Source organism: Brucella rhizosphaerae (assembly GCF_002252475.1).
GTDB lineage: Bacteria > Pseudomonadota > Alphaproteobacteria > Rhizobiales > Rhizobiaceae > Brucella > Brucella rhizosphaerae.
Genome location: NZ_NNRK01000029.1, coordinates 130,113 through 155,728, shown reverse-complemented (window position 1 = coordinate 155,728; position 25,616 = coordinate 130,113). Strand labels below are relative to the sequence as shown.

The following is a 25,616-nucleotide window of genomic DNA, read 5'->3' as shown; positions in this document are numbered from 1 at the left end:
CTCCGGCCCTCCCAATTTTATAAAAACTTAAACGCGCTGTACAAAGCTGTCGAGAACACGCTTCTGGCCAGCTTTGTCGAAATCGATGGTCAGCTTGTTGCCATCGATTGTTGCGATTGTTCCATTGCCAAACTTGATGTGGAACACGCGATCACCGACAAAATAGTCTGACGGCTTGTCGGCGACCGATTTCGCAACCAGTTCACCATCAATTGTGCGGCCTTTGACAGAACCGCGACCCGCGCCAAAACCAGAATCAGTTTCGCCATAGCCGATGCGTTCGACTTTGCTGCCAGAACGCGAGCCCCAGTTATTACGCGTCGCTTCCGTGCGATTCTGTTGCGCGCGCTGCCAGCCGGGGGTCGCATATGAGTTCTGGAAGGGGTCGGCCTTGTCAAAGCGCGATTGTCCATAACCACTATTGCCGTAGCCACCGTAATTGCCTTCCATTTCGGCCACTTCCACATGCGGCTCTGGAAGCTCTTCCAGAAAACGGGAAGGAATGGTCGATTGCCACATGCCATGGATACGACGGTTGGAAACGAACCAGATATGCAGGTTCCTTTTGGCACGCGTTACGCCGACATAGGCGAGGCGGCGCTCTTCTTCCAAGCCTGAACGCCCGCCTTCATCCAGCGCGCGCTGGTGCGGAAACAACCCTTCTTCCCAACCGGGCAGGAAGACGGTTTCAAATTCGAGACCCTTGGCGGAGTGGAGCGTCATGATGTTGACGGCATCCATATCTTCGTTCTTCTCAGCATCCATGACGAGCGCAACATGCTCAAGGAAACCGCGCAGGCTCTCATATTCCTCCATGGAACGGATGAGTTCCTTAAGGTTTTCGAGACGTCCCGGTGCTTCTGCCGATTTGTCGTTCTGCCACATGGCTGTGTAGCCGGACTCATCCAGAATGTTTTCTGCCAGTTCCGTATGCGGCGTATTGTCGATGAGCGATTGCCAGCGGCGGAAATTATCGACCACTTCGCGCAGAGCTGAGCGCGGCTTGGGCTTCAGTTCTTCGGTTTCAACCAGATCACAAGCGGCGGCGAACATCGAAATATCGCGTGCGCGGGCATAGTCATGCACTTGCCGGATGGCGGCTTCACCGAGACCGCGTTTTGGTGTGTTGATGATGCGTTCAAGTGCCAGATCGTCGGCAGGTTGGGCCACAACGCGCAAATAAGCCATTGCATCGCGGATTTCGAGGCGTTCATAGAAACGCGGACCGCCGATAACCCGATAATTGAGACCAAGTGTGACAAAGCGATCTTCAAACTCGCGCATTTGGAATGATGCGCGCACGAGGATCGCCATGTGGTTGAGCAAATGGCCCTGACGCTGCGCCTGTTCGATAGCTTCGCCAACCGCACGGGCTTCTTCCTCAGAATCCCATGCGGCATGGATTTTTACGCGCGGGTCATCGGGGTTCGGGGCTTCGGTGAAAAGCGTTTTACCGAGGCGACCTTCATTGTGTGCGATCAGGTGGGCGGCTGTACCCAGAATATGTGCGGTCGAGCGGTAGTTGCGCTCAAGCTTAATGACCACAGCGCCCGGAAAATCCTTATCAAAGCGAAGGATGTTGTCTACTTCCGCACCACGCCAGCCATAAATCGACTGATCATCGTCACCCACGCAGCAAAGATTGACTTTGTTGTCGCCCGCGCCGAGTTCGTTATGTTCACCGGCTCCGCGCTGAGAAATTCCTGCGGGTGCTGGTGCCGTAGTCCTTGATTTCGGACGCTGAGCAAGCAGACGCAGCCACATATATTGGGCGGTGTTGGTATCCTGATACTCGTCCACCAGAATGTAGCGGAATTTTGCATGATATTCGCGCAGGATATCAGGATGCGCGCGGAAGATGCGGATTGGATGCAGCAGCAAATCGCCAAAATCACAGGCGTTCAGCGTGCGCAAACGTTCCTGATAGGCATGATACAGCTCGCGACCCTTGCCATTACCAAACGAACGCGCGTCGCCTTCCGGAATATCGGCAGGACCAAAGCCTTTGTTCTTCCAGCCATCGATCATGTTGGCGAAAGTACGGGCTGGCCAGCGTTTATCGTCCAGACCTTCGGCCTGAATAAGCTGCTTGATCAACCGGATCACGTCATCGGTATCGAGAATGGTGAAATCGGAAGTGAGATTTACCAGTTCCGCATGGCGGCGCAAAAGCTTCACACCGATGGAGTGGAATGTGCCGAGCCATGGCATGCCTTCAACAGCACCGCCGACCAGATGGCCGATACGCTCTTTCATTTCGCGCGCGGCCTTGTTGGTGAAGGTCACGGCAAGTATCTGGCTTGGATAGGCGAGGCCTGTCGTCAGAATATGCGCGATACGGGTGGTGAGCACGCGCGTCTTCCCGGTGCCTGCACCCGCAAGAACCAGAACCGGACCTTCGGTGGTCAGAACGGCCTGGCGCTGCTCAGGGTTCAGACCCTGTAAATAATCAGGCTCTCCGCGTTGCTGGTTGCGTGCCGCCATGGCACGCGCAGCTATACTTCCGGCGGCTGGCGCGCGGTCAGCCGGTGCTTCATCGCCGAAGAACGGCATATCATCTGGGAAATCGGACATTGCTACCGAATGTAGTGATTCGCTGATGAAAAACCAGCAAAAGCGTTAAACTATTCGAGCTGCGTGACGCGTCGGTCAGTGAAATTGAGGCGGTGCGAAGCCAGAGCTTCCACCAGACCGCGCATTTCTGGCTCACGGCTAAGCAGGTCATCAAGTTCTGTCATCTGGTTCATAGCGATCAGACGCAGAATATCATCACGGACCGTACCATCCGCGCGACGCGGCAAGTGTGCAACCGGCTGGATGAGCTCAAGCCTGGTGCCTTTGAGGCGTGCACGCAGGCTCTTTTCATCCGCATCCAGCGTTTCAACAAAAGCGTAAATACCGACGCCTTTCGCAGGGAGCGAGTAAAGCGCAAGTGCGACATCTGTCACGCGCGGATCGGATTTGAGCGCAGCCATGATGGCGGGGCCTTCATTATCGATGCGGTCCCCCGTACCTTCACCATCGGACCAATTGAAAATGCCGCGGGTGATGAAGTTATAAACTTTCTTGCCGGTTGCCAGCCAGATACGCGATGGCAGCGAGCGACGTGCAAGAATGCGCTTTTCAGTAGGCGTCATCAGATCGGCGGCAAAGGCGCGCTTCTGTTTGATGAGATGGCGAAAATCTTCATAAGCGAGCAGGCGGTAGAATGCACCGCGACGACGATGCACACTTGCGAGCTGGAAATCGATGACGGCTGCTTCGCCCTCGGGGGTCATCAGCCAGTTTTGCGGTTTCGCAAGATCATTGTGCGTTACACCAAGACGTCGCATATCACGTAGAATACGGTGCGCAGTACGATACCATTTCGGATCGGATGGGCGGCCAAGATGCAGCGGTGTACCTTCGGTCCATGATCGATAGAGGCCGTCGCGGTCAGTATAAAGAAGTTGTGGAACGCCTTCGATACCGCGCACAGTCTTTAGGCCGCGAATTTCGCGTCGCGCCAGAATCCATGCAAGTGGCTTCGACCACCAGGGGGCAGCGCTGACCACGCGGCGGATGATGCGCGTGTCGGGATCGCCTGCAAAATAACCTGCGCGGGTTTCGGAAAACACATCGCGTTTAAAGACGGCGGTTTCCACAAACTCCGGTATGCGGTCGCCTTTTGCGGGTACATCAATATTTGGGTTCTGAGCCATAAAGTTCCACTAACCGCTTGTGTGCCATCAATCAAGTTTGATGGCACTGTTCTGCTGTTGCAATCAACTGAATGAGGGCGCAAAAGAACTGATATTGAGTTTTGGAGAGAAACTGGATCATGGCGCAGAACGACGATATCAAGCAGATCATCCGGCAGGAACAGGCGCTGATTTTTACGTCTTTCAATGAAAATGACGCATTCTCTTTGGGTCAGCGGATACGCGATCTGGCTGTGAAGCAGAAGCTCGCTGTTGCCATTGATATTTCGCTTTGGGATCGTCGTTTGTTTTTTGCTGCGACAGCCGGAACCACGGTCGATAACACGGAATGGCTTCGCCGCAAGTTCAACGTTGTGCGTCGCTTTCATGCTTCGAGCTATCGCCTTGTTCTGGAACAGAACCGCGACGACAAGATGTTTGCTGCGCACAAGGCGCTGGATGTAGCTGATTATGCATTGGCAGGTGGTGGCTTCCCAATCCATGTGGCAGGAGCGGGCGTTATCGGAACGGCAATCGTTTCTGGTCTGCCGCAGCGCGAGGATCACAACCTTGTTGTGCGCGCCATTGCCGAGCAACTGGGGCAGGACCCCGTCGCGCTGGCTTTGGCTTCTGCCTAACTACCGAATACGGAGAATGAACGATGTCGCTTCAGAATGTGGTTGCCCTTCAGCGTAATGAGGAGGGCATTGCCGCCGCCGTTGCTATCCTGAAACAGCGTTTTGCCGAACGCGCTCAGACCGGGCAGGCAATCCGTGAGCAGCATGGCCACACGACGACTTATGTGCCGACACAAGCACCTGACATCGTCATTTTCGCGCAGACTACACAAGATGTGCAGGATGTGGTTCGCATCTGCGCAGAGCATAAGGTGCCGGTAATTGCATTTGGTGCCGGTTCCTCGCTTGAGGGGCAGGTGAATGCACCTGCGGGTGGTGTATCGATCGATTTGACTGGGATGAACCGGGTTCTGGCTGTTCATGCGGAAGACCTTGATTGTGTCATCGAACCCGGTATCACGCGGCGTGAGCTTAACGAATATCTGCGCGATACGGGGCTTTTCTTCCCGATTGATCCGGGTGCGAATGCAACGCTTGGTGGCATGGCATCGACGCGCGCTTCCGGCACAAATGCGGTTCGTTATGGCACTATGCGTGAAAACGTGCTGGCGCTTAAAGCAGTCATGTCCGATGGTCGGCTGATCGAAACATCCAAGCGCGTAAAAAAGACTGCTGCGGGCTACGATCTCACAAGACTTCTGATCGGCTCAGAAGGCACGCTCGGCATCATCACCGAACTTACATTGAAGTTGCAGGGTATTCCGCAGGCAGTGTCTGGCGGCATTTGCCCGTTTCCTGATGTCGCATCTGCCTGTCGCGCGGTTATTGAAACCATTCAAATGGGAATTCCTGTTGCTCGTATTGAGCTGGTCAATAAGCTTCAGATGGAAGCACTGATCCTGCATTCCAAACTGCCTTATGAAGCGCAGCCTTATCTTTTCGTAGAGTTTCACGGGACAGAAACCGGCGTTGCCGAGCAGGCCGAAATTTTTGGAGAAATCGCTGCGGAAAACGGCGGTGGTGAATTCCGCTGGACCAATGACCCGGAAGAGCGCGATAGGCTCTGGCGTGCGCGCCATGATGCCTATCTGGCGTCCTTCCTTCTGCGTCCGGGTGCAAAGGGCGTTTCTACAGATGTTTGCGTGCCGATTTCCCGCCTTGCTGATTGCATCGCAGAGACTGAAAAAGACTTGGCTGAAAGTGGATTGATCGCGCCAGTCGTTGGCCATGTCGGCGACGGCAACTTCCATCTCCTGCTTCTGCTCGATACGGATGACGCGTCAGAAATGGTGCGGGCGGAAGAGTTTATGGATCGCCTCGTCAAACGTGCTCTTGTCATGGAAGGCACCTGCACGGGCGAACACGGCATTGGACAAGGCAAGATGAAATACCTTGCCATGGAGCTTGGCGAAGCGACCGATTACATGCGCATGATCAAGAAAGCGCTTGATCCGGACAATATTATGAATCCCGGGAAAATCCTTATTTCATGATTCAAACCAGCGGCTTGGCTGATGTTTTTCAGACGTTGATTCAATCGGTTTCTTGATTCACCGCAGTGAGAGGCACGTCGCCTTGTTATCGCCGGGCTGATGTAGTTTTTGCAGAAACATGATCTGGCCCGAAAAGCATTTCACACTTTCCGGGCTCATGCTTTATGTTGCGCTGTAACGTGAGCGTGATTCACCGTTTGTTTTCGTGTAAGTCTGAAATTCGCACAATACCGGAGTTTTTTCTTGGGCCGCATATTCGTCATCGTCGGAGGGCTTTTGGTGTTGCTTTTGACAGCAGCGCTTGTTGTGCCGCCCTTTGTTGACTGGAGCGGCTACCGTGCCGATTTCGAACGTGAAGCGAGCCGGGTGCTCGGCCGTCCGGTACATGTGACGGGTGACGTGAGTGCGCGGCTGTTGCCGTTTCCATCGGTAGCGTTTTCCGATGTCCGTGTGGGCGCTGATGTCGCTGACCCGGTGATGACGGTCGATACGTTCTCGATGGACGCCGAACTGATGCCGTTTCTGCGCGGACAGCTCTTGATTTTCGATATGCGTGTTGAGCGCCCGCAGGCCATTATTTCTCTTGATAAAGACGGCAAGGTCGATTGGGCAATTCGTCCTTCCACTCCGATTGATCCATCGCATATCAAGGTCGAGCGGCTCTCAATTCTGGATGGCACAGCGACCCTCCATGACGAAGCCAGTGGACGTATTCATACGGCAACATCCATCAATGCTGTGATGTCTGCAAACAGCCTGTCCGGGCCCTGGCAGGCCAATGGCACACTGGATGTCGAAGGACAGAAGCTCGCGCTTGATCTCAACAGTGGTGAGACAAAGCCCGATGGTTCGCTGCGATTGCGGGCACGCATTTCTCCAGAGGCAATTCCTGCATCCTTTGAAACAGATGGCGACATCACGCTTACGGATGGCCGTATCAAATATGCTGGCAACTTCTCGCTTCGTTCAGCGGATGCGGTTGCACTGAATGTCAAAAATCAGAAAGCACCAACTGAGAAGCCGTTCTTTAGCGATTTGCGCCTGACCGGTAAGTTCGACGCGGACAGAAGCCGGTTTGATGCCAGCGAATTCCGTATGGAACAGGGGCCTGCCGATAACCCTTATGTGGTGAACGGAAAGGCATTCATTGATTACGGTGATACGCCGCTTTTTGATATTAGCGCCGATGGCCAACAGATTTTCTGGGGTCCGGTTGAAACCACGCAAGACCAGCAGGCTGTTGCACCTGTGCCCCTCGGTGATCGTGTAGCACTTGTGCGCCGTATGCTTGAACAATTACCGATCCCCGGAATGCCCGGCAATGTGGAGCTGCGTTTGCCTGCGGTGATTGCCGGTGGCACCACAATTCGCTCGGTGACGATCAGTGCAGGGCCAGACGGTAATGGCTGGAATATCCGCCAGTTTGCTGCTGATCTGCCGGGCCGCACGAAGGTCGAAGCAAAGGGCCGGCTTTCTGTCGGCAAGGATTTTGGCTTTGCAGGCGATATGCTCGTGGCCTCGCGCCAGCCGTCAGGACTTGCCTCATGGCTTAATGAAACCGTCGATGAATCGATCCGCAAGCTCGATAGTGTCGGCTTTTCCGGCAAAGTCGATCTGCGTGATGGCATGCAGAGCATTGACGGACTTGAAGTCGGATTGGGCCAGACATCGCTTAAAGGCAGCTTCCTGCGACAGGTTGCGGGTTCTGCTGAGCCGGCGATTACGCTGAGGCTTAATGGTGGCGCAGTCGATAGCAACGCGTTGCGAGCTTTTACCGGCTTTTTCTCCAGTGGCCACGGCATGGCTTCTCTTCAGGGGCAGGCGCTGGATATTGGTTTCAAGGCCGGACCCGTTCAGTACGAAGATATGGACGCGGGAAGTGTCGATTTGGCGGTGCGGGTGCATGGCGGGCGTTTTGATTTTGACCGCCTGATGATCAATGATGTTGCCGGGACGACTTTGACGGCAACCGGTTCTTATGAACCCTTCGCGTCAGCCCCATCGGGTACGCTGGATGCCACTCTTTTGTCGGCTGATCTATCGCATTTTCTGACGCTGGTCGCACATCGCCATCCTCAAGTCCCATTCTTTCGGTCGCTTTCAGCGCGTGCGGATAACTATCCGGGCCTGTTCGACGACACAGAAATCAATATCATCGCTAACGCTGTTGCAGCTCCAAATGGCGATACAACGTCAGTGCCTGCTGCAGGCAATAGTGCCGGTAAAGACAAGACTGCACGCACCAAAGAAGCAAGTACAAAGCCCGCCGCTAAGGGCGGTGAAGCTTCCTTCAGCCTGACCGGCAAAGCGGGCGGAATGAAGCTCGATCTCTCAGGTACCACGAGTGGTGGAAGTGCCGAGAATGATCCGATGCAAATGCAGTTGAACGGCACTGCGACATCGCAAAACGGCGAAACCGTTCTCGCTCTTCTGGGTCTGCCTTCATTACCTTTGGGGCTTGCTGGCGAGTTGACTGCTGACCTGACCATGCAGGGCGCACCGAGCGCCGGTATGCGCACGCAACTCAAGCTCACTGCCCCCGATGGAACGGCTGCTGCGGACGGCATTCTTTCGCTGGTTGGCGGTGATATCGCCGCAAGTGGTAAGGCGCAGGTGAAATCTGCCGATTTGCAACCGTTTATCGCAACAGCGGGTTACAGTCTGCCAGGATTTGGTGAGGGACTGTCCGCCGATCTTTCCAGCGACTTCCAGTTTGCCAAGGGTCTTCTTCGTTTTCCGAATTTTTCAGGAAAGCTCGGCGGCGATGACATTTCAGCGCGGATAGAGGCAAATTTTTCGGACAGTGGTCTCCCGCAGCTCAAGGGTGAAGCAAAGCTTGCTTCGATCGAATTGGGCAGTCTTGCAGCAATCATGTTGGGGCAAGACGCGATTGAGCCTGTAAAGGCATCAAAAGCAACGATATGGCCAAAGACACCATTTGCTGTGCGACCGTCCATGCCATTGCTCATTGATATGAAACTTACCGCGGCACAGGCTCATATAGATGGGTTTGGGGCTATGAGCGATTTTTCAACGCGCCTCCAGAAGGGCATGGATGAACTGACGCTTGGCGAGCTAACCGGTAACTGGGCTGGTGGCTATCTGGTTGGCAACGTATCGCTGCGCAACAATGACAAGACCGCGCTTTTGACATCGGATCTGAAATGGAGCGGCGCTGCTCTTCAGGATTTCTACCGTTTGCCGGATGGCAACAGCCCGTTCTCAGGCACGGTGAAAGCTGCCTTGTCTTTAAATGGCAGCGGTACGAACGTTGCTGATCTTGTTTCCTCGCTCGCTGGCTCAGGCAGCGCCGATGTCGAGAATTTTACGATCAATGGCCTTGATCAGAATGCTTTCTCGCCAATGCTGGCTGCGGCTGACGCGATGGGTGATCAGCCAGCGGGCGCTTCCCAGGTCGATGCAAAGCAGTTTGCTACAATTGCGGACAAGGCTGTCGGTCAGGGGCGCTTTGCTGCAGGTAACACACGGTTTGATTTCACTGTTGCCGGGGGAATTGCCCGACTGGCGCCCATCAGCCTGAGTTCTGGTGATACAGCATTGGCTGGTGATGTTCAGCTTGACCTTTCAACGCTAAGTTTGGGCGGAGAAGGCAGTTTCTCTTTCAAACAAGCTGAAGATACGCAGTCGGGCAGCGCGGCCAATCTGCGATATTCAATTGGCGGGACCTATGATGAGCCATCGGTTCAGTTTGATCGACAGCCACTGGTTCAGTTTCTGACACAGCGAGCGCTTGAGCGTGAACAGGAGCGCGTCGAGGCCATGCAGGCCAGCATCATGGAAAAGCAGCGCCTGCGTCGTCAGCTCGATTTGCTTTCGTCGGATGCGCAGGAGCGCGAACGCCAGAGACTGGAAGAAGAAGCGCGCCGCAAGGCCGAAGCTGAGGCTGAAGCGCGCGAGCAGGCTGCCAGAAACGCATTGGAGGCGCAGCCTCCTGCTGTGGGTGGCAATCCGCCAGTTCAATTGAATGGTCAGGGCGGTCAGTCATTGAATGAGTTTCTGAAAGATCTGGAGCAGACGCCAGAAACAACACCAAGCCCTCAGCTTTGAAGCTGCAGTCTCGATTTTAGCCAGTCGAGTACATAGAGGCGCAGGGCGGAAGAGAGGTTGATTGTGCGATCTCGCTGCCCGTCGATCTCGGCGATCAGAGCAGCCATAGAAACCTGCTGTTTCTGCGCGATTTCTTCAAGAACTTCGAAGAATGGCTCTTCAAGCGTATAGCTTGTGGCGTGGCCGCGTATGCTGACAGAGCGCTTTCGCAAGCGGGCTGACTGGTTCACGTGTTGTTATCCGGTTTATCGTGCGAGTCGAGCTTGTTGTTTGCAAGAAAGTTTTCAGCCTTGCGAGCTTCTTCTCGGGTGAAATCTTTTTCAGCTCTTGTTCTGCCAAACAGAACTCGATTCTGTTCGGCCTGCTTTTCCCTGGAGGCACGCGTCTTGTTCTTCTTGAACTGACGCAGATTGATGATCTCGCTCATGAATGCCTGCCGTAGTGTTGTGTCACCGGAGCTGAAAAGGCGGCGATGCCTTTATTTGCCTGGCGTTTTCGGATTGGTAAGCCACCAAATAAGTAGCGAAAGTATCACGAGCAGGAGCAGTCCGAAAGTCATCTGCCACAACGGAAAATTAGGGGCGTCCTTGGTGACAAAGAAGCCTGCGACAATGCCGCTAAACCATAAGACAATCTGAGCAATTAAACGCAGCATGATAAAGCCAATCCAGATGAGTTGCCGTCGATCCAGTTTTTACAGACTAATAGTCTACGCGCTTTGATTAAAGTCAATTATCAAGCAATTGCCAGCGATAAACTGTGATCTTTGCGGCACTGATCAATTGATTATATGAAGTCCCAAACAGCAAAACGCCGGAAGAAGATTTCTTCTACCGGCGCATTCAGTATCTTTGTGAAAAGATAAGACTTATTTTTTGCGGAAAGAATCAAGCGAAACAACATCAGCCGACGGCTTAGGTTCCGTCTCTTCGCCGTCAGCGGCTTCCTTTTCCTTGGCAGCGTCTTCTTTTTCAGCCGCAGTCTTGCGCGACCTGGATTTCGACTTCGGTGACTTCACCGGAGCTTCCTCAGAAGAAATGAGCTCAATCGAAGAAATATTGCTGCCTTCATCATTGTCGCTGGTTGGCTGGACAACGGACACGTCGAATTCCAGTTCGAAATTCACTGACGGGTCATAGAAGCCACGAACAGCAGAGAAGGGGATCGTCAGCTTTTCAGGGACATCGCCAAAGGATAGGCCGATCTCAAACAGCTGGTCTGTAACCAGCATGTCCCAGAACTGGTGCTGTAACACGACTGTCATCTGCTCAGGATATTTTTCTTTGAGACGCGATGAAATGCGTACACCAGGCGCTCCTGTGAGGAACGTGATGAAGAAGTGGTGATTTCCAGGCAAGCCAGTCGTCGCCACTTCCGCAAGAACCTTGCGAATGACGCCGCGGAGGGCTTCCTGAGCTAGAATATCATAACGGATCAGGTCCTGTACCATATTTTGCTTATCCCACGGATTCGCGGGTTGATGTCAAGTTTGTTCTCAAGTGAATTGAAAATTATATCGTGAAAAAACACAACTCCCACGATGGAGGGACTGCCATTGGATTGAATTGGACATTTGTCCCACGCTTACATACACGGGATGCAACTGTGTGAATCAGATCGCCTGAGCAATCAAAACTCAAATGGGACTGTGCCAAAAACCGAAATGCGCAGCTTATGCACGCTTGCCGAATGCCATCAGAAATGTCCGGACACCATTGATTGAACTTTGCTCAATGATGGAATCGTCGATGCTTTGACCTGTCAGGAGATGGTAATGGATATCGGCATTGATAAGTGCCAGATAATGACGGGCAGCAAGGTCCGGGTCTTCAATCACCAAATCGCCAGCAAGTGCAAGTCGCGCCAGATGGGCTGCAATTGCTGGCACACCTTGCGCGGGGCCTTTGGTGCTGCAAAGCTTGGCGCCCAGCGGAAGGGCGTCCTCGTCGGATTGAAATACTTTGCGTAGAAATGCGGTCGAGGGATCATAGACGCAATTGCGGCTCATCCTGATGGAGAACGCGACAAGATCGTCTTCAAGATTCTCGCCCGATTGCGGGAAGGTGGCGAGCACAGCAAAAAGGCTCGACATCATCCTGTCGAATGCGTCGTCCACAACCGCTGCAAGCAGCGCTTCTTTATCACGATAGTGATTATAGATCGTCTGGCGCGATACGCCGGCCTCACTGGCAATCAGATCGATGCTCGCACCCTGAAAGCCATCGCGATAAAAAACGCGGGCTGCAGAGCAAAGAATGAAGTCGCGCTTCATGCATTGCCCTGGTTTGATGACCGTAGAACCCACCCCTTTGGAAAGGGCGGCGGGTCTATCCGATAGAACGGCTATATCGAGCATGTCAGTAGGTTTCATATCCTCAACATAAGACGACTTGACGGTTTGGACAATAGTGTCTAATTTTACACTTCTGTCAAATCGGTTTTGACAATCCGTCCATTGTGGCGATTGCTATACTGTTTTTAAAGGCTGCGATAGCTGGTTTGAGGCCAGATGAACCGCAGCAACAATTAAAAATATGTAGCAGTAACATGTGGATAGAACTTCTGTTGCGATATTTGGACCAAGGCTTTCGAATCCTCCCAAGCGTGCCGCGGGCCTGAATGGGTCCAAAATCGCAACAGGCGACTCACGAAACATTGATGAAAGCGCTCCCCCCCATGACTTCTGGTCTCGTGCGCAATGCGATTATTCTCGGCCTTTTGTCCGCTATTGGTCCGTTTGCTATAGATATGTACCTGCCTGCACTACCGACAATCGCTTCAGATCTCCACGCGGAGACGAGCGCGGTGCAGATGAGTCTGCTCGCGTTCTTTCTGGCACTGGCGCTGGCGCAGCTTTTCCTTGGGCCTCTTTCCGACATGATTGGCCGGAAGCTGCCGCTTTATGGCGGTCTGGTTCTGTTTTCCGTCGGTAGTATCGGATCAGCCTTTGCATCGGACATCGATATTCTGGTGCTGTTCCGCTTCGTACAGGGCATTGGTGCTGCGTCCGGCTCCGTCATTCCACGTGCGATTGTACGTGATTTGCATACGGGTGTGGATGCTGCGCGCCTCATGTCCCTGCTGATGCTGGTTTTCTCCATCTCACCAATTCTGGCGCCACTTACCGGCTCGGTGCTGATCAGCTTCTTTGGCTGGCGCAGCGTGTTCTGGGCCGTATTTATTGCGGCGCTTATTGGAATTGTGCTTATTGGATCGCTGCTCAAAGAGACACGTGGCGCGGAAGCGCGACTTGATAGCAATATCAGCAGTGCGCTTAGCGGGTATGCGCGCCTGCTCAAGGACCGCTACTTCCTTGGTCTTGTAAGCATCGGCGGTTTTGGTATCTCGGCATTCTTCGTCTATCTGGCGAATTCATCGTTCGTGCTAATCGATCATTACGGTCTGACGCCGACCCAATATGCACTCGCGTTCTCCGTTAATGCGGTATCGTTCTTTGCCGCATCGCAGCTCAATGGCGTGCTCGGTGCACGCTTTGGGCTACGCCGCGTCGTCAAGATGGCAGTAACCGGTTTTGCCGTGTCCATGGTCGCGCTGCTCGCAGTCATTCTGCTGGGCTACCAGTCGCTCTATGTGATGGCAGCGTTCCTGTTCGTTGGTTACGGCTTTTTGGGCCTCGTCATTCCGACAACGGCAGTGCTTGCGCTTGAAGATTATGGCGAGATTGCCGGAACTGCGTCCGCGTTGATGGGAACATTGCAATTTGTCATTGGCGGTTTGGCTATTGCCGTGACGAGCGCTGTCTTCGACGGATCGCCGTTGCCTATGGTCTGTGGCATCGCTGCCTGCGCCGTACTTGCATTCGTCATCGCAATGGTTGCTCTTTCGTCACGCACGCAGACGGCGCAAATTGAGGTAATGGAAACGAAAGTCGCCGAAACCGAACCAGCTATCGTCTGATGTTTTAAAAGTATTTTGCGGAAAGGTGGGAAACTGCTTTTCCGCTAACTGCGCGCGCGAAAGCCAGGCATTACAGCGTGTCGACATCTTCCTGATGATCGGACAAGTTTTTTGGCCTGAAGACTAGCAATATAAGTGAAGAGGGAAAGTGGAGGCTTCTGTTGCCAGGTGCCTCCGAACCCCGCCTTAAGGTGCTAACCCTAAGGGCTTTAGTGTGGGTTTCCCGCACCGCCATTAGGCAGCGAGAGCGTAACCCTGAGCTTTGTTGTCATTTGCAACTACTCAATTGACCCGATAACGGTGGTATCATGCCGAGCAAAAGAGCGATCTTTACACCCTTGTCGATCCTATTTCGCCCCCGCCACAGCACAACTTGCTCTTGATGCATCTTGTGTTCTGGTGGAGGCGCCGGGTACCGCCCCCGGGTCCAATAGGTTTATTACATCGTCCATTTATCACCATAGTCAGCTTGCGCTGACACGCCGTATATAGGCGTCCTTCTGCGTGATTGGAAGAGGGTAGTTGTGATTTTACAGGTTGTTGGCCGTCGGGTGCCTTCATCTTTTGCGTTCATTTTTAATTGACAGCCAGCGTTGGCTGGTCAATCCTCTCAACACTATCGGTATACGCATGATAGGGATCGAAATTCTCCGGCTCTGACGGAGGTTTAAACGGGGCAAAGGCCCAATCGAAGGAGAGTGGATATATGAGTGAATATCTCGCGGATGTCCGTCGTTATGATGCTGGCGCTGATGAAGCCGTTGTCGGGAAGATCGTAAAGCATCTCGGCATTGCGCTGCGCAATCGCGATTCCTCTCTCGTTTCGGCGACAGACCCGGAAGAAATGAAGCGTGTTCGCGACAGCTGGGTTACGAAAAAGCTCGGTGTCGCTGATGCTGCGAAGGCGGAAGAAGTGGTCAATCACGTGGCGGAAGTCATGAAGGGTGATCGCAACAAGCACCGCGTCACCTTCTATTATCTGGTTGCAAAGCAGCTCGGTAAGCTCGGCGACCTTTAATCTTTTTACTCCCCTGTGGAGTTTGAAACCTCGGTGCCTCGTCGCGCCGAGGTTTTTCTTTATAGTGGGGTCAAAGTGAATCTGTGCGAATCGCTCCTGGAGCGTGTCGCGCTTAATCGCACCCATGGCGCTCGCTCTGGATTCTTTTAATTGTCGCATGTTCGCGAACGCTAAATGGATCCATTTGAGCGCGACATGCTTTAGAAAGTAATCCCTATGCGTACCTATCTCGACCTTCTCCAGCATGTGCTCGACAACGGTTCTGACCGTGGTGACCGTACCGGAACGGGAACGCGTTCGGTGTTCGGCTATCAGATGCGGTTCAATCTGGCTGAAGGCTTTCCGGTTCTGACGACGAAAAAGCTGCATCTGCGCTCAATCATCCATGAGCTGCTGTGGTTCCTTAAAGGTGATACCAATATCGCCTATCTTAAGGAAAACGGCGTTTCTATCTGGGATGAATGGGCGGACGAGAATGGCGATCTCGGCCCGGTCTATGGTTATCAGTGGCGTTCATGGCCTGCACCGGACGGTCGTCACATCGACCAGATCGCTGCCCTGTTGAAGACGCTGCGTGAAAATCCTAATTCGCGACGTTTGATTGTGTCGGCATGGAATCCGGCGCTGGTCGATGAAATGGCCTTGCCGCCATGCCATTGTCTGTTTCAGTTTTATGTGTCGGACGGCAAACTGTCCTGTCAGCTTTATCAGCGTTCAGCGGATATTTTTCTGGGTGTTCCGTTCAACATTGCATCTTATGCGCTGCTGACCATGATGATTGCTCAGGTTGTGGGGCTTGAGCCCGGCGACTTCGTGCATACGCTTGGTGATGCGCATATCTATTCCAACCATTTCGAGCAGGCGCGCCTGCAATTGACCCGTACACCGAAACAATTGCCAAAAATGCGCATCAATCCGAATGTGAAGGACCTGTTTGACTTCCGTTTCGAGGATTTTGAACTTGTGGGTTATGAAGCCGATCCAACGATCAAAGCTCCGATTGCGGTGTAAAACATGACAATTCGGAAGCCGATTGTATCGATTATCGTTGCTGCTGCGGAAAATGGTGTCATTGGCCGTGACAACGACATGCCATGGAAGCTGTCGACCGATCTCAAGCGGTTCAAAGCCCTGACATTGGGCAAGCCTGTGATCATGGGGCGCCGAACGTGGGAATCCATTGGTCGCCCGCTGCCAGGACGACCCAACATCGTTGTGACACGCGATCCCGCATTTAAGGCGGAAGGTGCGCAGGTCGTTGGTTCGCTTGAAGATGCAATAGATTTCGGACGCAAGCTTGCGGCTGAGATAGGTGTCGATGAAGTCTGCATTATTGGTGGTGGCAACATCTATGCTCAGGGACTACCATTGGCGGATGTTGTGCATCTCACTCGCGTACTGGCCACGATTGATGGGGATACATATTTTCCTGAAATCGATTCGGAAGTTTGGCACGCCATTTCGACCGAGAATGTGCCCGCAGGTGAAAAAGACAGCCATCCGACACGCTATATTCGGTATGAACGGCGTGTTGCGTAAATTATAACGCAGGAAATTTGCCGCCTTACGTTGAAAGCGGCCCTCGCGATGCCTATAAAACGGTAACATTAGTTGATGACGGGAGTTGGCGCTTGCTTTCCCGTCTCCCGGACGAGAGGTGAGGATGCCCTGGAGTAATCAGAACGGCGGCGGTGGCCCATGGGGTGGCGGCGGCGATAATAATAACAATAACAATAATAACGGCGGCAATGGCGGCCCATGGGGGCAGGGACCGAAAGGACCGCGCGGTGGTGGACAGAACACGCCACCTGATCTCGAAGATATTCTTCGCAAGGGCCAGGATCGTCTGAAAAAAGTTTTCCCAGGTGGCGGTGGCGGCAAGGGCGGCAGCAATCGCGGCGTGTTTTTGCTCATCGGCGCGGCGGTGCTGGGTTTCTGGCTTTTCCAGTCAGTCTATACCGTACAGCCGGACGAACTCGCAGTTGAACTGCGCTTTGGTAAGCCAAAGGCTGAAGTTTCAGAGCCGGGCTTGCATTTCCATTGGTGGCCGATCGAAACCTATGAAAAGGCACAGATCGCCGAAAAGCAGATCAATATTGGTGGACAGGGCTCGCGTAACGCCACTCAGGGCTTGATGCTGACGGGCGACCAGAATATCGTCAATGTTCAGTTCTCGGTTCTTTACCGTGTATCTGATCCACGCGCTTATCTGTTTAACGTTGATAGCCCGGACTCGATGGTTCAGCAGGTTTCCGAGAGTGCGATCCGTGAGATCGTCGGACGCAGGCCTGCTCAGGATGTTTTCCGTGACAATCGTGCAGCGATTGCTCAGAGCGTTCGCGAAATCGTTCAGGCTACGCTTGACCGGTATAATGCCGGTATTCAGGTGAATGCGGTCTCTATCGAGGATGCAGCGCCGCCACGTGAAGTGGCCGATGCCTTTGATGAAGTGCAGCGCGCTGAACAGGACGAAGATCGTTTTGTTGAAGAATCCAATCAGTACTCCAACCAGCGGCTTGGTCAGGCACGCGGTGAGGCGGCCCAGCTTCGTGAAGAAGCGTCTGCTTACAAAACCCGCGTTGTTCAGGAAGCAGAGGGTGAAGCACAGCGCTTCAGCTCGGTTCTTGGCGAGTACCTGAAAGCACCGGAAGTTACCCGTAACCGTCTCTTCCTGGAAACGATGGAGCAGGTACTGAAGAGCACGAAGAAAGTTATCGTGGAACCCGGAAAAGATGTCGTGCCTTATCTGCCTCTGAATGAACTTCTGCGTCAGCAGCCGCGCGCCGGTGCGAACGCAACCACGACCAGCGGAGGGACCCAGTAATGGCTCAGAACAGGCTTCCGATTATTGGCGGTATCATCGCCGTCATCGTTTTCTTGATCTATTCCGCAACGTTCATCGTCAATGAACGTCAGCAGGCAATCGTTCTGCGCTTCGGTCAGATCGTTGCTGTAAAGACCGAGCCGGGCATCTATTTCAAGCTGCCTTTCGGCTTCCTTGATGCAGACACCGTGCAGCTGATCGATGATCGCCTGCTGCGCTTTGACCTCGACGATATTCGTGTTCAGGTCTCAGGCGGTAAGTTCTATGACGTGGATGCTTTCCTCGTCTATCGCATCACCGATGCGCGCAAGTTCCGCGAAACGGTTTCGGGTAGCACGCTGCTCGCCGAGCAGCGCCTGCGTACACGTCTCGATGCAGCATTGCGTGGCGTTTACGGTCAGCGCGGCTTTGAAGCAGCACTTTCCGAAGAACGTGGCGACATGATGCGGGAAGTGGCCAATCAGATGCGTGCCGATGCGACTTCACTTGGTCTGACCATTGAAGATGTTCGTATTCGCCGTACGGATCTCACGGCTGAAGTTTCACAGCAAACCTATGACCGCATGAAGGCGGAGCGTCTTGCAGAAGCAGAACGCCTGCGCGCCCGTGGTCGTGAAGCAGCACAGCGTATCCGCGCTATTGCAGATCGTCAGGTTGTTGAAACATTGTCTGAAGCGCACAAGGAATCGGAAATCCTTCGCGGTGAAGGCGAAGCACAGCGCAGTGAAATCTTTGCTCAGTCTGCTACGAAAGATCCAGGCTTCTTTGCCTTCTATCGTTCGATGGCAGCGTATCGCGAAGCTTTGCAGACGCCGGACACAACGCTGGTACTTTCGCCAGATTCGGAGTTCTTCAAGTTCTTCCGTGATGCTGGCGGAAAACTCGCAACACCGTCGCAGTAAGAGAGATTATCGCAAATGAGCGATTTTCTGGCCGCCGTAGGACTTCTCTTCGTCTTTGAAGGGCTGCTCTACGGCGGCTTTCCTTTTTTTGCCAGGAAGCTTGCGCGTGATGCTTCCGAAGCACCGGAAAGCATGCTGCGGATTGCAGGGCTTTCAGCGCTGGCAATTGGTGTCTTTATCGTCTGGCTTGTCAGGGGATAAGCCGCTTCATTCATTATATTTCTGCTCACCGCTCTATGCGAGGCCGTAAACAGGCCGTATTTTGCAGCGATCTAATCTTTTCGATTTATCACCGCAGACAGAAACGGAGCAGAGCTTCATGGCAATTGCACCCAAGGCGGGATTTGCTCGCACCCTTCTAGCAACCGTAGCTCTTGGAGCCATGGGTTTTACAGGGACGGTGGCGATTGGCATGCCGCCTGCGATAGCACAGCAGGCGGGGGCACAGCAGACGCCGCCATTGCGGCAGGGGCCGGGCTCGGTCGCGGATCTTGCTGAAGGGCTTCTGGATGCGGTCGTAAATATTTCGACATCACAGACAGTTAAGGAAGATGGCGAAGGCGATGGCGGCGTACCAATGCCGCAGGTGCCGGAAGGGTCTCCTTTTCAGGAATTTTTCAACGATTTCTTCAATGACAAGGACGGCAACAAGAGCAACGATTCGCGCAAAGTTCAGTCGCTTGGCTCCGGCTTTGTGATCGATGCCGAAAAAGGCTACATCGTCACCAACAACCACGTCATTGCCGATGCTGATGAAATCGAGGTGAATTTTGTTGATGGCTCGAAGCTAAAAGCGGAACTTGTCGGCAAAGATACCAAGACTGATCTTGCTGTGCTGAAAGTCGATCCGGCCAAGCACAAGCTCACCGCTGTGCAGTTCGGCAATTCCGAAAAGGCGCGCATTGGTGACTGGGTTCTGGCGATCGGTAACCCGTTCGGCCTTGGTGGTACGGTGACGGCCGGTATTATTTCGGCTCGCAAGCGCGATATTCAGTCGGGCCCCTATGACGACTTCATCCAGACTGACGCAGCAATCAATCGTGGCAATTCCGGTGGTCCGTTGTTTGATATGGACGGCAAGGTGATCGGCATTAATACAGCGATCTATTCGCCGTCGGGTGGGTCGATTGGTATTGGCTTTGCAATTCCTGCCGAAATGGCAGTCGGTGTTATTGACCAGCTCAAGGAATTTGGTGAAGTGCGCCGCGGTTGGCTTGGCGTGCGCCTTCAGCCGGTTACCGATGATATTGCACAGAGCCTTGGTCTGAAAGACGCGAAAGGCGCGTTGATTGCTGGTTTGATCGAAGGTTCAGACGTCGACAATAAGGCGATAAAGGCGGGTGACGTTGTGATCCGCTATGACGGTAAGCCAGTCGACCGAGCGCGGGATTTGCCACGTCTTGTGGCTGAAAGTGCTGTCGGTGATGAAGTCGAAATCGTCGTCGTTCGCGATGGTGCAGAGCAAACTGTCAAGGTAAAGCTCGGTCGTCTGGTTGAAGATGACAAAAGCACAGACGCGGCCACTGAAGATCAGGCGCCTCCGCCAGATATGCAAGAAGGCGAAGACGGCGCAGAAGTTCCGGACACATCAAAGCCTGATGCTCAGAAAAAAGAGCAGCAAGATCAGGCAGGCACGACTGTGATGGGCATGAAGCTTGCGGAGATCAGCGACGATGTGCGCGGCGAGTTCGGCATTGCTGAAGATGTGGAAGGCGTAGCCGTGCTTTACGTCGCGCCAGGTTCCGCTGCTGGTGAGAAGCGCGTTGAAACAGGTGATGTGATCGTCGATATCGGACAGGTCACAGTGAAGACGCCGGCAGACGTTAAGAAGCGCATTGATGCCTTGCGCCGTGAGGGTCGCAAAAATGCGCTCCTGATGCTTGCTTCGCGTTCGGGCGAACTGCGTTTCGTGACAATCCGCATCGATTAATCTGTTGTTGCGTTAAAAACCAAAGGCGTTGCAGAATATTGCAGCGCCTTTTTTGTTTGTGTTCTGAATCGCTTACGGAAATTGGTTGTGAATGTGATTCAGTTCTTCGCAGATTTGGCGATCCGATAAACGACATGGCGCTTGAGATGTGGCGTCTCGTCTGGCACACGCGGATGATCGAAGTCGCTTGCCTCGTCACGAACCATGCCGATGCGTTGCATCACAGATGTCGAGCGGTCGTTGTTGAAGACTGCGAAGGACACGACTTCAGGAAGTTCCAGCCTGTCGAAGGCATAGCCAAGAAGCGCTTTTCCTGCTTCGGTGACATAGCCGTTACCCCAGAATGGCCGCGCGAGACGCCAGCCAATTTCTACGGTGCCATTTGGGAAATGTGGTTCCAGATCGGTTAGGGCTAATCCTGCAAAGCCGACGCATTGTCCGCTCTGCTTTTCTTCGAGAGCGTAAAAGCCCAAGCCGGTTTCTGCAATCATGGTTTGAAGAAGTTCAAACAGGGCATCCGATTCCGTACGAGTGCGACGGAACGGAAAGAAACGCATCACCTCATCATCGGAGTTGATCACGTGAAGAAGTTCACGGTCACGATCTTCCCAGTTGCGAATAACGAGGCGAGGCGTTTCCAGAATGATCATTCAACGAAATCCGATTTACGATAGCCCTGAATGTAGAGAAGGGCGGTCAGGTCGCCATGATCGATCCGTACTTTTGCTTGAGCTGCAACAGCAGGCTTTGCGTGGAGGGCAACGCCTGTGCCTGCCAGCTGGATCATGCCAAGATCATTGGCACCATCGCCCACAGCGATTGCATCTTGTGGCGTAAGGCCAAGACGGTCAGCAATTTCTATGAGTTTTTCAACTTTTGCTTCACGTCCGAGGATTGGGTCGGAAACAGTTCCGCTCAAATGTGCGCCGTCATGAAGGAGCGTGTTGGCACGATCTTCATGGAAACCGATCATTTCGGCAACGCGACGGGTGAAGGACGTGAAGCCACCTGAGACGAGCGCTGTATAAGCGCCATGCTTGCGCATGGTGCGCACCAGTTCCACGCCACCCGGCATCAGCGAGATACGGGTCGAGATAACCTTGTCGATGACTGACAGCGGGAGACCTTTAAGCAGTGCAACGCGTTCGCGAAGTGCTGGTTCAAATTCGATCTCGCCGTTCATGGCGCGGGCAGTGATCGCTGCAACATGCTCACGCAGGCCCGCTTCTTCGGCCAGCTCATCGATGCATTCCTGCTGGATCATGGTGGAATCCATATCAGCAATCAGAATTTTCTTGCGTCGGCTATCCTGTTCCTGCACCACGACATCGACAGGCGCGCCATCAAGAGAAGCACGCAGCGCGGTTTCTGCTTCTTTCTGTGTAATACCAGAGGCAAGTGGTATGTCGCAGGCAATACCGTCAGCCAGCCAGTAAAGTCCGGTTGCATTCACTGCCGCCGAGGCTTTAATCCCCAGCGATGGAACAAGTGGCGCTTTGGCTGGATTGGCGATCAGTGTAGCTATGAGGGAAACGGATCGGGACATGAGGAGCATTTCCTGCGATGAGTGAAGCGGCAAAGGATGCAGTCCTGATAGCTGGCCCGACGGCCAGCGGCAAGTCGGCTCTTGCTCTTCATATGGCCAAGAAGACTGGCGGCTTCATCGTGAATACCGATTCCATGCAGGTTTATGATGTGCTCAATTTGTTGAGTGCACGTCCGCAGCCTGATGAGTTACGCGAGGCCGGGCATTTTCTCTATGGGCACGTGGCTCCTTCTGTTTCTTATTCGACTGGCAAATGGTTCAGCGATGTTAAGGCCTTGCTGTCACGCGCTGATTTTAAAGATCGCACGCCGATCTTTGTTGGCGGTACCGGGCTTTATTTCCGGGCACTTCTGGGCGGGCTTTCTCAAATGCCGGAAGTGCCTGTCGATATACGCGATTATTGGCGTAAGCTGATGAGTGAAGAGGGGGCAGAAGCCCTTCATGTGATGCTTATGAAACGTGATCCTGAGATTGCGGCAACGCTTCGTCCAACAGACAGTCAGCGTATTGTTCGCGCATTGGAAGTGTTTGAAGGGACGGGAAAATCTCTGCTGCATTGGCAGAAGGCAACAGGTACAGCTCTGGTGGATGATGCGAGTGCATCCAAAATTGTGCTGCTGCCTGATCGCAAGTGGCTGGGCGAGCGGATTGCTCAACGCTTTACACTCATGTGGGACCACGGCGCGCTTGACGAAGTGCGTTCATTGCTGGCGCTCAAACTTGATCGGGCATTGCCCGCCATGAAGGCAATCGGGGTGCGCGAGATTTCAGCATTCTTTGCCGGTGAGATGCCGCGCGAAGAAGCTATTGAGCGCTCTGTTATTGCGACCCGCCAATATGCCAAGCGGCAATCGACATGGTTTCGTAATCAGCTTGATCAAAGCTGGAAAGTCTATTCTTCGGGGCACGATGTCTTGTCAGGGCAATAATGTTATCGAACGGGGTGCTTTGGCAGAAGAAAATATCGCGTTTCGTTCATTTATGCGTTGACGGCGCGATTTTCGGTGATTAGTCTCCCGACCATGAACAGAACAGCTCTTATTCTTGTGGTACGAACGCGCATGGGCAGGATGGTGTAACCATCCGGCGAAAGCTCCCATGCGCGAAAGACAGGCTCCCTCGGGGGCCTTTTTTGTTATCTAAACACCAACGAAATTGAATATGTAAAGCAGACGGGAAGTGACGACGATGACGGCAGCAAAAGGCGAGGCGGCGACGATCTCCGCAGGGCAACGCGAAATGACCGGCGCGGAAATGGTGATTCAGGCTATGATTGATCATGGCGTGGAACATCTTTTTGGCTATCCGGGTGGCGCTGTGCTGCCGATCTATGATGAACTTTTCCAGCAGGACAAGGTTCAGCACATTCTGGTTCGTCACGAACAGGGTGCAGGCCATGCGGCTGAAGGTTACGCCCGCTCGACCGGCAAGGTTGGCGTTATGCTGGTCACATCCGGTCCCGGCGCGACCAATGCGGTGACACCGTTGCAGGATGCGTTGATGGATTCCATCCCGCTGGTCTGCATTTCCGGTCAGGTTCCAACGTCGCTGATCGGTTCTGATGGTTTTCAGGAAGCCGATACGGTTGGCATTACACGTCCCTGCACCAAGCATAACTGGCTGGTTCGTGACGTTAACGACCTCTCGCGCGTTCTCCACGAAGCTTTCCATATCGCTTCAACTGGCCGTCCAGGTCCGGTTCTGGTTGATATTCCTAAGGATATTCAGTTTGCAACCGGCATCTATACGCCGCCGCAAACCGCCCCGCGCACCAGCTACCGCCCGACTGTTGAAGGCGACAAGACAGCAATCGCGCAGGCTGTTGAAATGCTGCTGACCGCCAAGAAGCCCGTTATCTATTCGGGCGGCGGTGTTATCAATTCGGGCCCTGCGGCAACGAAGCTGCTGCGCGAGTTGGTTGAGATCAGCAACTTCCCGATCACCTCGACCCTGATGGGGTTGGGTGCTTACCCTGCTTCGGGCAAGAACTGGCTCGGCATGCTGGGTATGCATGGCACATACGAAGCCAATATGACCATGCATGATTGTGATGTCATGCTGTGCGTTGGTGCACGTTTTGATGACCGTATCACCGGCCGCCTCAATGCTTTTGCGCCCCATTCGCGCAAGATTCACATCGATATCGATCCGTCTTCGATCAACAAGAATGTTCGCGTTGATGTTCCGATCATCGGCGATGTTGCGCATGTTCTGGAAGACATCGTTCGTCAGTTCCGTGCTTCCGAAAAGAAGCCGGAAAAAAAGGCAATTGGCGCCTGGTGGGAGCAGATTAACCGCTGGCGTGGGCGCAATTCGCTGGCTTATGCGCCAAACAAAGACGTTATCATGCCACAATATGCGCTGGAGCGTCTGAATGAACTGACCAAGGGCCGTAATACCTACATCACGACTGAAGTCGGCCAGCATCAGATGTGGGCTGCTCAGTTCATGGAATTTGATGAGCCGAACCGTTGGATGACATCTGGTGGTCTGGGCACCATGGGTTATGGCCTGCCGGCAGCGCTGGGCGTGCAGATCGCACATCCCGATGCTCTGGTTATCGATATTGCCGGTGACGCATCGATCCAGATGTGCATTCAGGAAATGTCGGCTGCAATCCAGTTTGAAGCGCCGATCAAGATCTTCATCCTGAATAACCAGTATATGGGCATGGTGCGCCAGTGGCAGCAGCTGTTGCATGGCAACCGCTTGTCGCATTCCTATACCGAGGCGATGCCTGACTTCGTGAAGCTTGCAGAAGCCTATGGCGCGCATGGCATTCGTTGTGAAAAGCCAGCTCAGCTTGATGATGCGATCATGGAAATGATCGAGATCAAGAAGCCGGTCATCTTCGATTGCCGCGTTGCCAATCTCGCCAATTGCTTCCCGATGATCCCATCCGGCAAGGCACATAATGAAATGCTGTTGCCAGACGAAGCGACTGATGAAGCCGTTGCAAACGCCATTGATGCCAAGGGCCGCGCCCTAGTCTGATCCGGAGAACAAGAAAATGAACGCACAAAATCTAGCATCCGGCTCGGCATATTTTATTGCGGCGGATACACAAACACCGGAAACGCATACGCTTTCCATTCTCGTTGACAATGAACCGGGCGTCCTTGCCCGGGTCATTGGCCTGTTTTCAGGTCGTGGCTACAACATTGAAAGCCTAACGGTTTCCGAAACCGAGCATGAGCAACACCTGTCGCGCATTACGATCGTTACGCGTGGTACACCAAATGTGCTCGATCAGATCCGTCATCAGCTTGAGCGTATCGTGCCTGTACATCGCGTCGTTGATATGACTCATCGCGCTTTGGAACTTGGTCATGAGCGTCCGATTGAGCGTGAGCTCGCACTGATCAAGGTTGCAGGCAAGGGCGAGGCCCGCGCTGAAACACTTCGTCTGACTGATGCTTTTAACGCCAAGATCGTGGACGCTACGACAGAGCATTTCATTGTCGAGATTACCGGCAAAACCGCCAAGATCGACCAGTTCATCTCGCTGATGAAGCCGCTTGGTCTGGTGGAGATTTGCCGAACCGGTGTGGCGGCGATGAACCGCGGTCCTCAGGGGCTATAATTAGCAAGCTAGATCGAGACAATATCGGCTCAAACCGGCACAATGTTTCGATTGTGCCGGTTTTTTATTGAGCTAA

At 53.6% G+C, this 25,616-nt stretch carries 22 protein-coding genes and 1 other RNA gene; 14 read left to right on the top strand and 9 right to left on the bottom strand.

Features of this window, described 5'->3' with window-relative positions; genetic code table 11:
* Positions 1-27: 27 nt before the first annotated feature.
* The gene (locus CEV32_RS13475; RefSeq protein WP_094577630.1) at positions 28-2,574 is read right to left on the bottom strand and encodes an ATP-dependent helicase; all 2,547 of its coding nucleotides are present in this window, start codon (positions 2,572-2,574) and stop codon (positions 28-30) included.
* A 50-nt stretch (positions 2,575-2,624) separates the two neighbouring features.
* Entirely contained in the window at positions 2,625-3,701 is a 1,077-nt protein-coding gene (locus CEV32_RS13470) for a serine/threonine protein kinase (protein ID WP_094577629.1), read from the bottom strand.
* A 119-nt stretch (positions 3,702-3,820) separates the two neighbouring features.
* On the opposite strand from CEV32_RS13470, the gene CEV32_RS13465 reads away from it, so the two are divergent.
* From CEV32_RS13465 to CEV32_RS13455, 3 genes are all read left to right on the top strand, one after another.
* Positions 3,821-4,318, top strand: coding sequence for a heme-degrading domain-containing protein (locus tag CEV32_RS13465; RefSeq protein ID WP_094577628.1), 498 nt, complete (start codon positions 3,821-3,823; stop codon positions 4,316-4,318).
* A gap of 23 nt (positions 4,319-4,341) precedes the next feature.
* Positions 4,342-5,751: an FAD-binding oxidoreductase gene (locus tag CEV32_RS13460; protein WP_094577627.1), complete on the top strand. Its 1,410-nt coding sequence runs from the start codon at positions 4,342-4,344 to the stop codon at positions 5,749-5,751.
* Positions 5,752-5,994: 243 nt separating this feature from the next.
* A complete protein-coding gene (locus CEV32_RS13455; RefSeq protein WP_094577626.1) occupies positions 5,995-9,819 on the top strand; it encodes an AsmA family protein in 3,825 nt (1,274 codons plus the stop codon).
* Here CEV32_RS13455 and CEV32_RS13450 read toward each other — a convergent pair.
* The 4 genes from CEV32_RS13450 to CEV32_RS13435 all read right to left on the bottom strand — a co-directional run bounded on the left by CEV32_RS13450 (position 9,810) and on the right by CEV32_RS13435 (position 12,190).
* Positions 9,810-10,049, bottom strand: coding sequence for a ribbon-helix-helix domain-containing protein (locus CEV32_RS13450; RefSeq protein WP_094577625.1), 240 nt, complete (start codon positions 10,047-10,049; stop codon positions 9,810-9,812). The genes CEV32_RS13455 and CEV32_RS13450 overlap by 10 nt on opposite strands.
* Positions 10,046-10,246 carry a DUF4169 family protein gene (locus tag CEV32_RS13445; RefSeq protein WP_094577624.1) on the bottom strand — a complete coding sequence of 67 codons (201 nt, stop codon included), beginning with the start codon at positions 10,244-10,246 and terminating at the stop codon, positions 10,046-10,048. Before CEV32_RS13445 ends, CEV32_RS13450 begins: the two co-directional genes overlap by 4 nt.
* Before the next feature lie 441 nt (positions 10,247-10,687).
* Complete coding sequence (locus tag CEV32_RS13440; RefSeq protein WP_094577623.1) at positions 10,688-11,269, bottom strand: SspB family protein; 582 nt, start codon at positions 11,267-11,269, stop codon at positions 10,688-10,690.
* 222 nt (positions 11,270-11,491) lie between these two features.
* Positions 11,492-12,190 carry a TetR/AcrR family transcriptional regulator gene (locus tag CEV32_RS13435; RefSeq protein WP_094577622.1) on the bottom strand — a complete coding sequence of 233 codons (699 nt, stop codon included), beginning with the start codon at positions 12,188-12,190 and terminating at the stop codon, positions 11,492-11,494.
* A gap of 305 nt (positions 12,191-12,495) precedes the next feature.
* On the opposite strand from CEV32_RS13435, the gene CEV32_RS13430 reads away from it, so the two are divergent.
* Entirely contained in the window at positions 12,496-13,737 is a 1,242-nt protein-coding gene (locus CEV32_RS13430) for a multidrug effflux MFS transporter (protein WP_094577621.1), read from the top strand.
* 147 nt (positions 13,738-13,884) lie between these two features.
* Here CEV32_RS13430 and ssrA read toward each other — a convergent pair.
* Positions 13,885-14,255, bottom strand: a transfer-messenger RNA (tmRNA) gene (gene ssrA, locus CEV32_RS13425).
* 188 nt (positions 14,256-14,443) lie between these two features.
* On the opposite strand from ssrA, the gene CEV32_RS13420 reads away from it, so the two are divergent.
* The 7 genes from CEV32_RS13420 (at position 14,444) to CEV32_RS13390 (ending at position 20,411) form a co-directional block, all read left to right on the top strand.
* Positions 14,444-14,755 carry a DUF2853 family protein gene (locus CEV32_RS13420; RefSeq protein WP_094577620.1) on the top strand — a complete coding sequence of 104 codons (312 nt, stop codon included), beginning with the start codon at positions 14,444-14,446 and terminating at the stop codon, positions 14,753-14,755.
* Positions 14,756-14,971: 216 nt separating this feature from the next.
* On the top strand, positions 14,972-15,766 hold the full coding sequence (locus CEV32_RS13415; RefSeq protein ID WP_094577619.1) for a thymidylate synthase: 795 nt from the start codon (positions 14,972-14,974) through the stop codon (positions 15,764-15,766).
* A gap of 9 nt (positions 15,767-15,775) precedes the next feature.
* Positions 15,776-16,294 carry a dihydrofolate reductase gene (locus CEV32_RS13410; protein WP_208620855.1) on the top strand — a complete coding sequence of 173 codons (519 nt, stop codon included), beginning with the start codon at positions 15,776-15,778 and terminating at the stop codon, positions 16,292-16,294.
* Positions 16,295-16,418: 124 nt separating this feature from the next.
* Positions 16,419-17,579, top strand: a complete 1,161-nt coding sequence (gene hflK, locus CEV32_RS13405) for an FtsH protease activity modulator HflK (RefSeq protein ID WP_094577617.1) — start codon at positions 16,419-16,421, stop codon at positions 17,577-17,579.
* Positions 17,579-18,481: a protease modulator HflC gene (hflC, locus tag CEV32_RS13400; protein WP_094577616.1), complete on the top strand. Its 903-nt coding sequence runs from the start codon at positions 17,579-17,581 to the stop codon at positions 18,479-18,481. The genes hflK and hflC overlap by 1 nt, the downstream gene beginning before the upstream one ends.
* A gap of 15 nt (positions 18,482-18,496) precedes the next feature.
* Positions 18,497-18,682 (top strand): DUF2065 domain-containing protein, encoded by a 186-nt coding sequence (locus CEV32_RS13395; RefSeq protein ID WP_094577615.1) that lies wholly within the window; start codon positions 18,497-18,499, stop codon positions 18,680-18,682.
* Positions 18,683-18,800: 118 nt separating this feature from the next.
* Positions 18,801-20,411 (top strand): DegQ family serine endoprotease, encoded by a 1,611-nt coding sequence (locus tag CEV32_RS13390; protein WP_094577614.1) that lies wholly within the window; start codon positions 18,801-18,803, stop codon positions 20,409-20,411.
* 98 nt (positions 20,412-20,509) lie between these two features.
* Here the strand turns inward: CEV32_RS13390 and CEV32_RS13385 are convergent, their stop codons facing one another.
* Together CEV32_RS13385 and serB are read right to left on the bottom strand one after the other, a co-directional pair.
* Positions 20,510-21,061, bottom strand: a complete 552-nt coding sequence (locus CEV32_RS13385; RefSeq protein WP_094577613.1) for a GNAT family N-acetyltransferase — start codon at positions 21,059-21,061, stop codon at positions 20,510-20,512.
* The gene (gene serB, locus CEV32_RS13380) at positions 21,058-21,957 is read right to left on the bottom strand and encodes a phosphoserine phosphatase SerB (RefSeq protein ID WP_094577612.1); all 900 of its coding nucleotides are present in this window, start codon (positions 21,955-21,957) and stop codon (positions 21,058-21,060) included. The genes CEV32_RS13385 and serB overlap by 4 nt, the downstream gene beginning before the upstream one ends.
* Positions 21,958-21,974: 17 nt before the next feature.
* On the opposite strand from serB, the gene miaA reads away from it, so the two are divergent.
* The 3 genes from miaA to ilvN all read left to right on the top strand — a co-directional run bounded on the left by miaA (position 21,975) and on the right by ilvN (position 25,540).
* Entirely contained in the window at positions 21,975-22,886 is a 912-nt protein-coding gene (miaA, locus tag CEV32_RS13375; RefSeq protein ID WP_094577611.1) for a tRNA (adenosine(37)-N6)-dimethylallyltransferase MiaA, read from the top strand.
* Positions 22,887-23,145: 259 nt separating this feature from the next.
* Positions 23,146-24,951: an acetolactate synthase 3 large subunit gene (locus tag CEV32_RS13365; protein WP_208620850.1), complete on the top strand. Its 1,806-nt coding sequence runs from the start codon at positions 23,146-23,148 to the stop codon at positions 24,949-24,951.
* A 16-nt stretch (positions 24,952-24,967) separates the two neighbouring features.
* Positions 24,968-25,540 carry an acetolactate synthase small subunit gene (gene ilvN, locus CEV32_RS13360; RefSeq protein WP_094577609.1) on the top strand — a complete coding sequence of 191 codons (573 nt, stop codon included), beginning with the start codon at positions 24,968-24,970 and terminating at the stop codon, positions 25,538-25,540.
* Positions 25,541-25,616 lie beyond the last annotated feature (76 nt).

Excerpts from the sequence above, each read along its gene's own strand:
- CEV32_RS13395 (WP_094577615.1), top strand. The coding sequence starts at position 18,497 with ATGAGCGATTTTCTGGCCGCCGTAGGACTTCTCTTCGTCTTTGAAGGG.
- CEV32_RS13470 (WP_094577629.1), bottom strand. The coding sequence starts at position 3,701 with ATGGCTCAGAACCCAAATATTGATGTACCCGCAAAAGGCGACCGCATA.
- hflK (WP_094577617.1), top strand. The coding sequence starts at position 16,419 with ATGCCCTGGAGTAATCAGAACGGCGGCGGTGGCCCATGGGGTGGCGGC.
- CEV32_RS13385 (WP_094577613.1), bottom strand. The coding sequence starts at position 21,061 with ATGATCATTCTGGAAACGCCTCGCCTCGTTATTCGCAACTGGGAAGAT.
- CEV32_RS13430 (WP_094577621.1), top strand. The coding sequence starts at position 12,496 with ATGACTTCTGGTCTCGTGCGCAATGCGATTATTCTCGGCCTTTTGTCC.
- CEV32_RS13435 (WP_094577622.1), bottom strand. The coding sequence starts at position 12,190 with ATGAAACCTACTGACATGCTCGATATAGCCGTTCTATCGGATAGACCC.
- serB (WP_094577612.1), bottom strand. The coding sequence starts at position 21,957 with ATGTCCCGATCCGTTTCCCTCATAGCTACACTGATCGCCAATCCAGCC.
- miaA (WP_094577611.1), top strand. The coding sequence starts at position 21,975 with ATGAGTGAAGCGGCAAAGGATGCAGTCCTGATAGCTGGCCCGACGGCC.
- CEV32_RS13465 (WP_094577628.1), top strand. The coding sequence starts at position 3,821 with ATGGCGCAGAACGACGATATCAAGCAGATCATCCGGCAGGAACAGGCG.
- CEV32_RS13390 (WP_094577614.1), top strand. The coding sequence starts at position 18,801 with ATGGCAATTGCACCCAAGGCGGGATTTGCTCGCACCCTTCTAGCAACC.
- CEV32_RS13445 (WP_094577624.1), bottom strand. The coding sequence starts at position 10,246 with ATGAGCGAGATCATCAATCTGCGTCAGTTCAAGAAGAACAAGACGCGT.
- CEV32_RS13420 (WP_094577620.1), top strand. The coding sequence starts at position 14,444 with ATGAGTGAATATCTCGCGGATGTCCGTCGTTATGATGCTGGCGCTGAT.
- ilvN (WP_094577609.1), top strand. The coding sequence starts at position 24,968 with ATGAACGCACAAAATCTAGCATCCGGCTCGGCATATTTTATTGCGGCG.
- CEV32_RS13365 (WP_208620850.1), top strand. The coding sequence starts at position 23,146 with ATGACGGCAGCAAAAGGCGAGGCGGCGACGATCTCCGCAGGGCAACGC.
- CEV32_RS13415 (WP_094577619.1), top strand. The coding sequence starts at position 14,972 with ATGCGTACCTATCTCGACCTTCTCCAGCATGTGCTCGACAACGGTTCT.
- CEV32_RS13440 (WP_094577623.1), bottom strand. The coding sequence starts at position 11,269 with ATGGTACAGGACCTGATCCGTTATGATATTCTAGCTCAGGAAGCCCTC.
- CEV32_RS13475 (WP_094577630.1), bottom strand. The coding sequence starts at position 2,574 with ATGTCCGATTTCCCAGATGATATGCCGTTCTTCGGCGATGAAGCACCG.
- hflC (WP_094577616.1), top strand. The coding sequence starts at position 17,579 with ATGGCTCAGAACAGGCTTCCGATTATTGGCGGTATCATCGCCGTCATC.
- CEV32_RS13460 (WP_094577627.1), top strand. The coding sequence starts at position 4,342 with ATGTCGCTTCAGAATGTGGTTGCCCTTCAGCGTAATGAGGAGGGCATT.